This is a genomic window from Flavobacterium sp. CSZ, assembly GCF_015350725.1.
Taxonomy (GTDB): domain Bacteria; phylum Bacteroidota; class Bacteroidia; order Flavobacteriales; family Flavobacteriaceae; genus Flavobacterium.
In genome coordinates this window covers 380,012-392,379 of sequence record NZ_JADKPQ010000002.1, presented here as the reverse complement: position 1 = coordinate 392,379, position 12,368 = coordinate 380,012, and the positions used below count along the sequence as shown (strand labels likewise).

Below are 12,368 nucleotides of genomic sequence, written 5' to 3'. Positions count from 1 at the left end.
TTCATTAAATATTAAAATATAAAACCTGAATAGATATATTTATTTTGCAGCTACAGAGTCCGAATACAATAATTTATCCAATTGAGGATCTCTGTCGTATACGTCAGGATAAAAGCCAATTTCTCCGTCATCGCTTACCCAGGCAGTAAAATAACCTATATATATAGGGATTTTAGTTTTAAGCTTGCAAGTCGTTTCCTTTTCGCCACTCATCGCCTGATCTATTTTATCAACAGGCCAGTCCGGATCATCTTTTAAGATTGCAAGAGCCAAACCTTTTGCTTCTTTTACATTGATGCATCCATGGCTAAAAATACGTTTTTCGAACTCAAATAAACTTTTGGCCGGCGTGTCATGCAAATAAATATCATTTGGGTTTGGAAACATAAATTTCACCAGTCCCAGAGAGTTTTTAGGCCCTGGTTTTTGTCTCACATTCCCTCCATTCCATTCCATATCATGATCGGCCAGATAGTTTTTATCTTCTGCCATTTTTAGCTTTAATTCGTTTTTAATAATACTCTGTGGCACATACCAATACGGACTAAAAACAATCCTGTCCATATTACCGCTAAAAATTACGGTTTCGGTCATTCTTGTTCCAACAAAAACATCAGACACTAATTCGTACTTACCATTTTTAACATAAACCAGTTTAAACGACGGAATATTAACCATTACATATTCACTTGCCTGTGCCAATTGCGTTGGTATCCATCGACAACGTTCCATGTTTAGCATTATCGTTTTGATGCGGTTACCAATAGGTTCATTCATTTGGTCGATATGTTCTTTGGTAAGGGCATAGTTGAGTTTAAGTCCGTATCTTTTTTTATATTTTAAAACGCCTGCCATCATCTCTTCGTCATAAACCTGACTTTTAGAATCTTGTGCCAAATCTCCTATCACAAACAAACGCTGTCTTATTTGTTTTACTGCAACACCACTATCAAACGGTTTCAGGTCTTTGTAATTAGCTGCATCGATATCAATATTTGTCCATAGATTATTTTTTTCAATGGTTCGATATTTTTTCAGCATTGACTTTAACTTATAATATTGGCCGTATAAAAGGTTTTCGTCTTTATTTAGTCTGTCCGGATCAACCATTAGCGAATCTAAAATCTTTACATACGAAATCGTTTTGGCAGGCAAAAACCAACCGATTTTCTTTAAAGTTGCAGGATCAACACCCGAATAAACATTACTGGCATAAAACACATACATATTCGATAATAAAAGTTCTGTATCGATTTGAGGTAAATCAGCAGTAACATTTTCATTAAAAACGTCATCTACCAAGTCCATATACGGCATAGTCGCCTTTATTCCCTGATCGTTTAACAGTTGAACTTTATGATACAATAGTGCTCCAAATTCGCTAACACTTTTATCATCGTACCAGATCAGATGATATTCTTTCTTTTTATAAAGATCCAGAACATCATTTTGGTATTTTTTTAATTTGGGATATTTTTTATAAAACTGATTAATTGATTCAGCATCAACAGTAACTTTTGAAACATATTTGCTGAATGCAAAAACATTTTCAAATTCCGTCTTTTTATTTTTCACGCTGGTCTCTTTGGCAGAAGATTCGAAAGGAGACATAAAAAAACTAGCGGCAGTAAGTACAATTAAAGAAGTAAAGTTTCGCATATTTCTTAGATTTAAATTAGAAAGGAAATCCTATTTAAAAAATACCGAAACCCCATAGTTTATCCAAAAACAAGTTTTCACATACTTTTCAAACGTTGAGAATCATAAATTTGGGTACTCAAATATAGCTAAGATTATTGATATTTTAGTCATTTTCATTTTAAAAATCTTACGTTTTTCACCTAAAAAAGAATTCTTAACACGCCATCTTAGATGAAATTTTCTTTTTAATTGTATTGTAAGAAATCAAATACAAAGCGTCAGAATCATTTTGACTAATCTCTATATCAATAAATACAATTTAAAAGGGTTTGAATCCGAACATAATCTGTTATCTTTGTAGTCTGAAATCAGTTTAAATAAACACAATTCATAAATTGGTTTCTTTCAATAGAAAACAGTAGATTAAAATGAAATTAGATAGAAAAGAAATTCTTAAAGCTCTAGAGACAATCACTATAGCGGGAGAAGGAAAAAATATGGTTGAAAGTGGTGCTGTTACCAATGTCATTACTTTTGGTGATGAAGTTGTGGTAGATTTACTTTTACACACACCTGCAATGCACATTAAAAAAAGAGCCGAAGATGATATCAAAAAAACAATTCTTGAATTGGTATCTCCTGAAGCAAAAATCAAAGTAAACATTAAGGTTGAAGCAAAGGAAAATCCTAACGAAATAAAAGGAAAGGCTATTCCGGGAATCAAAAATATTATTGCCGTTGCTTCTGGTAAAGGTGGTGTTGGAAAATCAACTGTTACTGCAAACCTTGCTGTAACGCTTGCTAAAATGGGTTTTAATGTTGGAATTCTTGACGCAGATATTTACGGGCCATCGATGCCAATTATGTTTGATGTTGAAAACGAAAAACCAATTTCGATTAACGTTGACGGAAAATCAAAAATGAAACCTGTTGAAAGTTATGATATCAAAATACTTTCTATCGGTTTCTTTACAGCTCCAAGTCAGGCCGTAATCTGGAGAGGTCCAATGGCTGCAAAAGCGCTGAACCAAATGATTTTTGATGCAGATTGGGGCGATTTAGATTTTATGTTAATCGACTTACCTCCGGGAACGGGAGATATTCATCTTTCGATCATGCAATCATTACCAATTACTGGTGCCGTTGTAGTAAGTACTCCTCAGGCTGTGGCTCTTGCCGATGCTAAAAAAGGAGTTGCTATGTTTATGCAGGACAACATCAATGTTCCTGTTTTGGGAATTATCGAAAATATGGCATACTTTACACCTGAAGAATTGCCTGATAATAAATATTATATTTTTGGACAAGAAGGGGCAAAAAACCTTGCCGAAGATTTAGATGTTCCGTTTTTAGGCGAAGTGCCAATTGTACAATCTATTCGTGAAGCCGGAGATTTTGGTCGTCCTGCAGCAATGCAAACAGCATCAGTTATAGAAACTGTTTTTGAAGAAATCACCAGAAACGTGGTACAGGAAGTAGTAAACAGAAATGATACTTTACCTGCAACAGAAGCCATTAAAATTACAACTATGGCAGGTTGTTCAGCAGTTAAAAAATAAATTAGATAATGAGATAATGAGGCAATTAGATAATGCTCTTGAGATAATTTAAAATTTTCTTTAAGCATTATCTAATTCTCGAATTCTCTAATTGACACATTAATATTATGACAACAGAAGAATTAACAAACAACGTATTATTAGCTCTAGACGAAATCAGGCCTTTTTTAAATTCTGACGGAGGAGACATTACGCTAATTTCGATAGATGATGACAAACATGTCAAAGTTCGTCTTGAAGGAGCATGTATTAGCTGTAGTGTAAACCAAATGACGCTAAAAGCAGGAGTTGAAACAACAATAAAAAAATATGCTCCACAAATAGAAACTGTGGTAAATATAATGTAATAAAAAACCGTATTTTCTTCCACTTTTTTGATTTAAAAAATTAACAAGAATAATACCCCTTTGAGTGTTTTGCTTTGTGAATTGATAAAAAAACATAGCCCAGAGAGTCGTTTATTGCGGATTCAGCAAAAAATAACGTAAAGATTTAAGAGTTTTTGTTAAGGAATTGTTACATATTTAACTTAAATTTGTCACATAACCCCAAAATCTTAAATTTATGAAGAATTATTACGCTCTATTTTTATTATTATTTTTTGTTTCTGTGAATTATGCACAGCAAACTACTCAAACACTAATTGTTGACAAAGCCTGGCTGAACGAATCAGAAGAATGGTCAGACTTTAAATACTCAGGTCAGATTATATTTTCGACTAACGCAAGTGACGAGGAAGGCAGCCTAAGAATTGGCAATTATGATTTCTTATATGATTTCTGTAATGGCAAGGCTAAATTTGCAAACAAAGCAACTTACAGTGCAGCACAGTTTGCACATCCTAGAAAAGTATCTGTAACAACAGACAAACAAGGAGTAATGAATTCTACTTACGAAGGCACTCTGATCTTTCAATCAGATAAAGATTATTATTCTGTAATTGCTTTTGTTACTATACTAGAAAAAAATGGAAACATCCTTGGCGTGAAAATGCGCCCTAAAGAAGGAAGCAAAAAAGAATACGCATTTAGTTTAAAAAATAGTTAACGTAATTAAGGATTTTTTCACGTTATAAAATCCTAACCAGTAAAATTCCAAATAATTAAAATGGATGTATTAATAAAGATTAAAGATCGAGAAGGAGTTATACACGAGTTACAAGCTCCAACTGATATGGCAATGAATATAATGGAGTTGTGCAAAGCATACGAACTACCTGTTGAAGGAACCTGCGGCGGAATGGCCATGTGTGCTTCTTGCCAGTGTTATGTTCTTAATGATGTTGCATTACCTGAAATGGGAGATGAAGAAGAAGCCATGCTGTCGGAAGCATTTTACGTTAAATCAAATAGCCGTTTGGGTTGTCAGATTCCAATTACTACCGAGTTAGAAGGATTAGAATTAGAATTAGCTCCTGAATACTAAAAAAATAAATTACAATTTTTTGAAAATTCCAAATTCCAACTAGCAATTGCTCTTGGGGATTTGGAATTTTTTATTTAAAACCTATGCAAGTTCACCTGGTTCAAAAGGCTCAAATTCTCTTTCAGGAAATGCTTCGGTCAATATTCCTGACGAACACAACCAGGCTATCGTTTCTTCGAGTGTATTGCCTGTTTTATAAATCATTTCGCTATGTCTTGGCAAAACGAAATATTCTCCTTTATAAAGAATAACTTCATCTCCGTCATACGTATCTCCAATTCTAATTGAATGTAAAACTTCGTCTTTCGTCAAAACATCCTTTCCTTCATCCCAAAACCAATATTCAGTGATGCGGTTTTTCCATTCATCCATCGTTAGTACAATGGTTTCAGGAAGATAGATACGCACGTAGGTTCCGCCAAGAATTCCGCTTCCGTAATTCAAAACATACTCTTTGTAATCTTCATCAAAAGCAATATTTAAAGTCTTTTCGCAAGCCAGAATATCTTCGTTTTCAGCAAGAAATAAGTCGGTTTTATGGGTTTTGTAATTCGGGATTACTTTATAATTGTCGAAGTTCATTTTATTTGTATTTATAATAGCTAAGATACGTTTTTCATCAATCTTTATCTTTTATTTTAACACATAGAAACATATATTTTGAAAATGTATAAAAGTCGTTTCACTGTAAATAAAACACATAACATAATTATAAAACGATGTCGATGTGACTCAAATATTGTATTCAATTTCTCCTATATATAATAAATCAAATTTAGAATTCATTATAGAAACTGGGTTTTTGATTTGATTTTTCGAAATAAATACAAGGGTATTTATCTCTTCTAAATTTTGATTTAAGTTCATCAATCTTTCTTTTGCCTCAACAATCCATTGCTTAGCATAAGAATATTTTAAAAATTTTTCTTCAAAAGAAATCGCTTCATTTTCAAATCCGCTTTCGATAAAATCATGATCTAAAAAATGCTCGTCCTGAGATTTTGCAAACTCAGATATGTATTTCTCTTCGTAATCATCATCTTCATAATATGCCTCATCTTCACCCACAAAATCAAAATATTCTTCTTCTAATTTGAATTTACCCAACCAAAAATGACTAATCTCTGTTCTCATAGTTTTTCTAATTTACGATTGAAACAAAAGTATTGCTTCTTAATTACAATCTTTAAAACTTACTGAATAAAAAAAACCGCAATTACATTGCTGCAATCGCGGTCTTTCCTTTATAACAATTTTCTTTAATCTCTAGCTTATACCAAACCTGCCTGAATTAAATACTCAGCAATTTGAATCGTGTTTGTTGCAGCACCTTTTCTCAAGTTATCAGCAACAATCCACATGTTTAATGTATTTGGCTGGCTTTCGTCACGACGAATTCTACCTACAAAAACATCATTTTTACCTTCGGCGTATAATGGCATTGGGTATGTAAATGTGTCTAAATTATCCTGTACCACTACTCCATCTGTATGGTGTAAAATTTCGCGAACTTCGTTTACATCAAAATCATTTGTAAACTCAACGTTTACCGCTTCACTATGTCCACCCACAACTGGTACACGAACTGCAGTTGCAGTAACTCTGATCGTATTATCACCAAGAATTTTTTGAGTCTCACGAACTAATTTCATTTCTTCTTTAGTGTATCCGTTTTCTTCGAAACTATCGCAATGTGGAATTGCATTTCTGTGAATTGGATATTTATAAGCCATTTCTCCCTGAATTCCTGCGTACTCGTTTTCTAACTGTCTTACCGCTTTTACACCCGTTCCGGTGATCGATTGATAAGTAGATACAATGATTCTTTTGATGTTGTATTTTCTGTGTAACGGAGCCAAAGTCAATACCATTTGAATAGTAGAGCAGTTTGGATTTGCAATAATTTTATCTTCTTTGGTTAAAGTATCAGCATTGATTTCCGGAACGATTAATTTTTTTGTCGGATCCATTCTCCATGCAGATGAGTTATCAATAACCGTTGTTCCAGCAGCAGCAAATTTTGGCGCCCACTCTAATGAAGTATCTCCTCCAGCAGAGAAAACAGCAATATCAGCTTTTAAATCAACAGCGGTTTGTAATCCTACAACTTTATATTTTTGACCTTTATATTCAATTTCTTTTCCTATTGACTTCTCAGAGGCAACAGGAATTAATTCTGTAACAGGAAAATTTCTTTCTGCTAAAACTTTAAGCATTATTTCGCCAACCATACCAGTGGCACCTACAACGGCTATTCTCATTTTTATATTTTTAGTATGAATTAATCTAATTTACTATGCAAAAGTATACATAATAAAAATCAAAACAAGGTGATTCACAAAAAATAACAAAATGTTACAAAACAAACAAAAGCGAAAAAACCGCCTAAATCAAGAAGCGGTTAAGTTAGACTTAGTGTAGCGGTATATTATATTATTGTTTGTTTTTTAACAAATCTCTAATCTGAATAAGCAATTCTTCCTGTGTTGGTCCTGCTGGTGCAGCCGGTGGCGGAACTTCTTTCTTTTTTGCGTGGTTTATTCCTTTAATAATTAAGAATAAAACAAAAGCAACAATTAGAAAGTTAATTACTGCCGAAAGAAACAAACCGTATTTCACACCTCCAAAAGCCGTTAGCTCTTCTATAGTAGACAAATGCGCTGCATCTAATGCCGGTTTTAGTATTAAGGGCGTAATTACATTTTCAATTAATGAGCTCACAATTTTGCCAAAAGCAGCTCCAATTATAACACCGACAGCCAAATCGACTACGTTGCCTTTCATTGCAAATTCCTTAAATTCTGAAAACATCCCCATAATTGTTCTTTTAGTTTATAAATTAATTCATATCGAAAATACGGAATTTTCTGCAAAGTTTCAAAATCTATCTAAAAAATACTCTTTTTACGCGTTGCGAAATGCTTGTCATGATCTCATACGGAATGGTTTTTAGCGCCGCCCCCATTTCCATAACTGTTGGACTTTCGCCAAAAATAATAACCGAATCTCCTTCTTTACAATCGATATGACTTACATCGACCATTAGCATATCCATACAAACATTACCTACAATAGATGCTTTTTGATTTTTAATAACAACATAACCAACCTGGTTTCCCCATAAACGAGAAATCCCGTCAGCATAACCTATTGGTATTGTGGCAATTTTAGTTTCTTTTTCGGCCATAAAACGACGACCGTAACCTACGCTATCGCCGGCAGGAATGGTACGAACCTGAGAGATAATCGATTTTAATGTTCCAACATTTTCCAGATATTTTTGCTCAGCGGGATCGTTTGAAACACCGTACAAACCAATTCCTAAACGCACCATATTGTATTGTGCGCTCGGGAAATTGCTGATTCCGGATGTGTTTAGAATATGGCGAATTGGATTTATATCTAATTCTGAAATTAATCTCGACGATAGTTTTTCAAATAAATTAATCTGAGAAATCACAAAATCATAATGTTGCAATTCATCACTTGTGGCCAAATGAGACAACACACTTTTTACTTTTACGGTCGAATTTCCTTTTAAGGTCTGAATTAATTCGTCGAGTGTATTTTCTTCAAAACCCAAACGATGCATTCCTGTATCTAATTTGATATGAATAGGAAAATCTTTTAAATTCTTTTCGCGGGCAATTTTCAAAAAGGCTTTCAAACCTTTTACACTATAAATTTCAGGCTCAAGATTGTACTGAATAATCGAAGGAAAACTGGTCGATTCAGGATTCAAAACCATAATAGGCAGTTTTATTCCGCCATTTTTAAGTGAGATTCCTTCATCGGCGAAAGCCACACCTAAATAATCAACTTTATGATGTTCAAGTAATTTGGCGATTTCCAATCCTCCGTTGCCATAACCAAAAGCTTTTACCATTACCATTAACTTTACGTTATTGGCTAATTTTGATTTAAAATAATTCAGGTTATAACTTATAGAATTCAGATTTATTTCGAGAACTGTTTCATGCGTTTTCTCTTCCAGCAGCGACACAATTTCTTCGAACTTAAATGATCTGGCACCTTTTACTAAAATAGTTTCATTTTCGAAATTCAGGTTTTCGATCTGAGCAATAAATTCGGCTGTGTTCTGAAAAGTAATCACATTAGAAAATTTAGACTTAAAATCCGAAATTGTAGTTCCAATTCCTATTACTCTATTAATTTTATTATCTGCCACTAACTGCCCTACTTTAGTATACAATTCTTCGTTAGAAAATCCGCTCTGAACAATATCAGATAATATAATCGTTTTTGAAGCATTCTTTTTCTTTTGGCTTTCTAAAAAATCAAGGGCAATAGTAAGCGACTCAAAATCTGAGCTGTAACTATCATCAATTATACTGCAATTATTGATTCCGTTTTTAACTTCCAGACGCATATGCACAGGATACAAACGCTCAAATCTATTTTGAATCGTCTCTGAATCGTATTTTAAATACAATAAAACTACCAAACAGGAAATGGCATTTTCTACAGAAGCTGTATCACTAAACGGAATTTCTAAGCTGAAAACTTCTTCTTTATATTGGTACTTAATATGTGTTGAATCGCTTTTATTTTCTTTTTTCAGAATAAACACATCTGCAGAAATATCTGTAAAACTCCACGAAAAAAGAGTTCTTGGGTGCATCATATATTCGGCCACAAACTGGGACAAACAAGAATCTACAATTTCGCTCTTTTGATAGATTATTATCGGACAGTCTTTAAATAAAATTAATTTTTCGTCAATCTTTTGTACTAAATTCAAAAAACCCTCGTCGTGTGCACTTCCTATATTTGTAAGCACGCCAATTGTGGGTTTGATAATTTTCTCCAGATTAACCATTTCGTTAACCGTAGAAATTCCGGCTTCGAAAATCCCTAAATTATGTTTTTCATTGATCGCTATTACAGACAACGGAACTCCTACCTGAGAATTGTAGCTTTTTGGGCTTCTGATAATATTAAAATCAGGGCTTAGCAGAAAATTAAGCCATTCTTTTACTATCGTTTTACCGTTACTTCCGGTTAATCCGATAATAGGAAAATCGAAAAGATTACGATAATATGCGGCAAATTCCTGTAGCGCTTTCAGGGTATTTTTAACGACTATAAAATTAGCTTTTCCGGCACAATTTTCTGGAATATACTGCACTACAAAGTTTTGAACACCTTGTGTAATTAGCTCCTTAATATATAAATGAGCATCATTATTAACACCTGATAAGGCAATAAACAAAGTTTCAGATCCGTTTTGTAAGGAACGGCTATCGATTGAAATATGATTAATAAATATATCAGTTTCTGAGCCAATCCATTCGGCATTAAGAACCGGGACAAGGCTTTTTAAGTTTATGTTCATTGAAAATTCTTTTTATCAAATTTAAAAAAAGGTTTGCCATGAATTGCACCAATTTCACTAATTCTTTGTGGTATTTTTTTTGCCACTGATTTAAAAAAGGTTTGCCACGAATTACACCAATTTTCACTAATTCTTTGTGGTTGTTTTTTTGCCACTGATTAAAAGATTCTCACAGATTAATGAAGCTTTGCTAAGAATTATAATAAAAAAAAATCGTGCTATTTCGTGAAATTGCTTTGCCTGTTCGCTGTCGCTCGGGTCTTGACAAAAAATTACAGCAAATTAAAAACCTTAAAAGTTTGTGAAATTCATCGCAAAAAACATTATTTCTTTATATTTGTTTAACGTCACTAAATACAACGTTTTGAAAAAAATCCTTCCTTTATTTTCGTATATATTACATCCGATTTTTATCTCGATGTATGCCACCTTATTTTACCTTTTTTGCAAAAATGACGCTTTTACCAATCAGGAAAAATATTATGTTCTATTTCAGATTCTGATCATTACGATTTTAGTACCGGTATTGTTTTTCTTATTATTGCGCTCAACGGGGCATGTAAAATCAGTCATGGTTCATGAAACTTCACAGCGCAAAATTCCGCTTGTCCTGCAGTGTTTTTTATATATTTTATTGGTAAAAAGAAGCATTGTGATCACGCGTTACCCGGAGTTGCATTTCTTTTTTCTGGGTGCTTTGTTTAGTACAATTTTGGCTTTAGTTTTTTCTATGTTTAAAATAAAAGCGAGTTTGCATATGATGGCTATTAGCGGATTTACAATTTTTGCTATCGGATTAAATATGCATCTGCAGATGCAAAATCCGTATTGGGCTGCTTTTTTAATTTTAATGACGGGGGTTGTAGCCTCTTCTCGTTTAGAAATGGAAGCACATTCGCCCAACGAATTATTGATTGGAACATGTATAGGAATCGTTCCGCAGTTGCTGTTTTTATATTTGTGGTTATAAAATGTAGAAAATCAGGCCAATATTCATGGCTTTCATTTCGATACTTTCTCCGGAAACAGTTTTTACAGATTTATCAAACAAACTATTCAATCCATAATAGCAATACACGTTCCAGGTATTATAACCCGCTGAAATGTAAACGCCGTATTGAAATTGATTGACATCTTTATTATTAGAGATTTTATAAGTTGTTTCTCCGTCTTTCAAAATCGATTTATCAGAGAAAACATAACTCATTTTTAATCCGCTGTAAATCCTCCAGAATTTATAACTTTCATAGGTTGAACTTCTCCATCTAAACTCAATTGGCACATCAACTGAATACTGCTTATATCTGTTCGAAACAAATTCGCCATAGCCATTTACTCCATAAATTTGCGCTCCTTCCTGACTTTTTGAAATCGTCAGGTTCTGAAAAAAATTCTGGTAACTTAAACCTAAACCTGCTGCAATTGCTATAGTTCTTGTTTTATTAATAGGCATATCACGCAAAAAACCCGCAGAAAGTCCTGCCGAAAACTTATCCTGTTTTAAACCGGACGGTGCCTGAACCAAAAGATTATAAGTAACCGAAAAATAAAACTGATCTTCACGATATAAGGAATCGATTTTTACGATGGGTGTTATCTCTGGCTTGACGTCGTCTTGCGCAAAAGAATTGAAAAACGATATTAAAAACAAACAACTAAAAAGTAATCGCATATCGTATTTTGGTTTTAAAGAGTTTTTCAAGTAAACGTTTTTTAGAGTAGATTTATTTTACTTACAAATATAATATAATGCTAGTTCAGGATGCAATTAGATCGCAATTATTCTCTTTTTGATGAAGAATAAAATCATTCGTTGCACTTTTTTCATCAAATCACGAACAGAATTCAAAAAATAAATCGATTTTACTTTGATCTTTTATACCTTTGTCACGAATGAAAAGAAAGCAGCTCATATTAAGTGTTTCTTTGGCTCTGACAGTATTGTTCTCAATATTGTTTCAGTCGATACACAGTTATGAGCATATTGTAAAGCAACTTTCAGAGAAACAGTGTCATCATAACTATAATGACCCAAATGGCGAAATAACGCATCAGCATCATGATTACGATGTTTGTTTTGTGTGCCATTTTGTTTTTGGAAGTTATATTGTACCTGAACAATTTGCTTTTGAATTTCATACTTTCAATTACGAAATCCCTTATTTTTTCTCTCTTTCAGAAAAAATATTTTCACTTTCAGAAAATCCGTATTTATTACGCGGTCCGCCCTCTGCTCTAGTCTCTTAGTTTCGAAATAGTCGAAATAAAATCAAATTCTTTTTTAAATCTAATTCAAAAAAAATTAGTCGATTTCCCCATTCTGAAATGTTCAGGATCGGCAAATTTTACTATTCTTTTTAGTTTTTTGTTTTTAAAAGATACATTCC

Annotated in this window: 13 protein-coding genes; 6 read left to right on the top strand and 7 right to left on the bottom strand. The window is 33.2% G+C overall.

Features of this window, described 5'->3' with window-relative positions:
• Positions 1 to 39: 39 nt before the first annotated feature.
• Positions 40 to 1,659, bottom strand: a complete 1,620-nt coding sequence (locus IRZ78_RS03875) for a L,D-transpeptidase family protein (protein WP_194615261.1) — start codon at positions 1,657 to 1,659, stop codon at positions 40 to 42.
• A 410-nt stretch (positions 1,660 to 2,069) separates the two neighbouring features.
• On the opposite strand from IRZ78_RS03875, the gene IRZ78_RS03870 reads away from it, so the two are divergent.
• From IRZ78_RS03870 to IRZ78_RS03855, 4 genes are all read left to right on the top strand, one after another.
• On the top strand, positions 2,070 to 3,200 hold the full coding sequence (locus IRZ78_RS03870; RefSeq protein WP_194615260.1) for an Mrp/NBP35 family ATP-binding protein: 1,131 nt from the start codon (positions 2,070 to 2,072) through the stop codon (positions 3,198 to 3,200).
• A gap of 107 nt (positions 3,201 to 3,307) precedes the next feature.
• Positions 3,308 to 3,547, top strand: a complete 240-nt coding sequence (locus IRZ78_RS03865; RefSeq protein WP_055097397.1) for a NifU family protein — start codon at positions 3,308 to 3,310, stop codon at positions 3,545 to 3,547.
• A gap of 217 nt (positions 3,548 to 3,764) precedes the next feature.
• On the top strand, positions 3,765 to 4,247 hold the full coding sequence (locus IRZ78_RS03860; RefSeq protein ID WP_194615259.1) for a hypothetical protein: 483 nt from the start codon (positions 3,765 to 3,767) through the stop codon (positions 4,245 to 4,247).
• Between the two features lie 60 nt (positions 4,248 to 4,307).
• Entirely contained in the window at positions 4,308 to 4,625 is a 318-nt protein-coding gene (locus IRZ78_RS03855) for a 2Fe-2S iron-sulfur cluster-binding protein (RefSeq protein WP_026982672.1), read from the top strand.
• Between the two features lie 81 nt (positions 4,626 to 4,706).
• Here IRZ78_RS03855 and IRZ78_RS03850 read toward each other — a convergent pair whose 3' ends face one another.
• From IRZ78_RS03850 to IRZ78_RS03830, 5 genes are all read right to left on the bottom strand, one after another.
• Entirely contained in the window at positions 4,707 to 5,207 is a 501-nt protein-coding gene (locus tag IRZ78_RS03850) for an SMI1/KNR4 family protein (protein ID WP_194615258.1), read from the bottom strand.
• A gap of 150 nt (positions 5,208 to 5,357) precedes the next feature.
• On the bottom strand, positions 5,358 to 5,759 hold the full coding sequence (locus IRZ78_RS03845; RefSeq protein WP_194615257.1) for an immunity 22 family protein: 402 nt from the start codon (positions 5,757 to 5,759) through the stop codon (positions 5,358 to 5,360).
• Between the two features lie 137 nt (positions 5,760 to 5,896).
• Positions 5,897 to 6,886: an aspartate-semialdehyde dehydrogenase gene (locus IRZ78_RS03840; RefSeq protein WP_055097402.1), complete on the bottom strand. Its 990-nt coding sequence runs from the start codon at positions 6,884 to 6,886 to the stop codon at positions 5,897 to 5,899.
• 172 nt (positions 6,887 to 7,058) lie between these two features.
• The gene (gene mscL / locus IRZ78_RS03835; protein ID WP_065451524.1) at positions 7,059 to 7,442 is read right to left on the bottom strand and encodes a large conductance mechanosensitive channel protein MscL; all 384 of its coding nucleotides are present in this window, start codon (positions 7,440 to 7,442) and stop codon (positions 7,059 to 7,061) included.
• A gap of 67 nt (positions 7,443 to 7,509) precedes the next feature.
• A complete protein-coding gene (locus IRZ78_RS03830; protein ID WP_194615256.1) occupies positions 7,510 to 9,981 on the bottom strand; it encodes a bifunctional UDP-N-acetylmuramoyl-tripeptide:D-alanyl-D-alanine ligase/alanine racemase in 2,472 nt (823 codons plus the stop codon).
• A 364-nt stretch (positions 9,982 to 10,345) separates the two neighbouring features.
• Here IRZ78_RS03830 and IRZ78_RS03825 point away from each other — a divergent pair, with 364 nt between their 5' ends.
• Positions 10,346 to 10,951, top strand: coding sequence for a hypothetical protein (locus IRZ78_RS03825; RefSeq protein WP_228520354.1), 606 nt, complete (start codon positions 10,346 to 10,348; stop codon positions 10,949 to 10,951).
• On the opposite strand, the gene IRZ78_RS03820 is transcribed toward IRZ78_RS03825, so the two are convergent.
• Entirely contained in the window at positions 10,946 to 11,683 is a 738-nt protein-coding gene (locus IRZ78_RS03820; RefSeq protein ID WP_347349811.1) for a porin family protein, read from the bottom strand. The genes IRZ78_RS03825 and IRZ78_RS03820 overlap by 6 nt on opposite strands.
• Positions 11,684 to 11,874: 191 nt before the next feature.
• Between IRZ78_RS03820 and IRZ78_RS03815 the strand changes: the two genes are divergently transcribed.
• A complete protein-coding gene (locus IRZ78_RS03815; RefSeq protein ID WP_194615255.1) occupies positions 11,875 to 12,228 on the top strand; it encodes a hypothetical protein in 354 nt (117 codons plus the stop codon).
• Positions 12,229 to 12,368: the final 140 nt, after the last annotated feature.

Excerpts from the sequence above, each read along its gene's own strand:
- IRZ78_RS03830 (WP_194615256.1), bottom strand. The coding sequence starts at position 9,981 with ATGAACATAAACTTAAAAAGCCTTGTCCCGGTTCTTAATGCCGAATGG.
- IRZ78_RS03875 (WP_194615261.1), bottom strand. The coding sequence starts at position 1,659 with ATGCGAAACTTTACTTCTTTAATTGTACTTACTGCCGCTAGTTTTTTT.
- IRZ78_RS03865 (WP_055097397.1), top strand. The coding sequence starts at position 3,308 with ATGACAACAGAAGAATTAACAAACAACGTATTATTAGCTCTAGACGAA.
- IRZ78_RS03855 (WP_026982672.1), top strand. The coding sequence starts at position 4,308 with ATGGATGTATTAATAAAGATTAAAGATCGAGAAGGAGTTATACACGAG.
- IRZ78_RS03870 (WP_194615260.1), top strand. The coding sequence starts at position 2,070 with ATGAAATTAGATAGAAAAGAAATTCTTAAAGCTCTAGAGACAATCACT.
- IRZ78_RS03840 (WP_055097402.1), bottom strand. The coding sequence starts at position 6,886 with ATGAGAATAGCCGTTGTAGGTGCCACTGGTATGGTTGGCGAAATAATG.
- IRZ78_RS03850 (WP_194615258.1), bottom strand. The coding sequence starts at position 5,207 with ATGAACTTCGACAATTATAAAGTAATCCCGAATTACAAAACCCATAAA.
- IRZ78_RS03860 (WP_194615259.1), top strand. The coding sequence starts at position 3,765 with ATGAAGAATTATTACGCTCTATTTTTATTATTATTTTTTGTTTCTGTG.
- IRZ78_RS03815 (WP_194615255.1), top strand. The coding sequence starts at position 11,875 with ATGAAAAGAAAGCAGCTCATATTAAGTGTTTCTTTGGCTCTGACAGTA.
- IRZ78_RS03845 (WP_194615257.1), bottom strand. The coding sequence starts at position 5,759 with ATGAGAACAGAGATTAGTCATTTTTGGTTGGGTAAATTCAAATTAGAA.
- mscL (WP_065451524.1), bottom strand. The coding sequence starts at position 7,442 with ATGGGGATGTTTTCAGAATTTAAGGAATTTGCAATGAAAGGCAACGTA.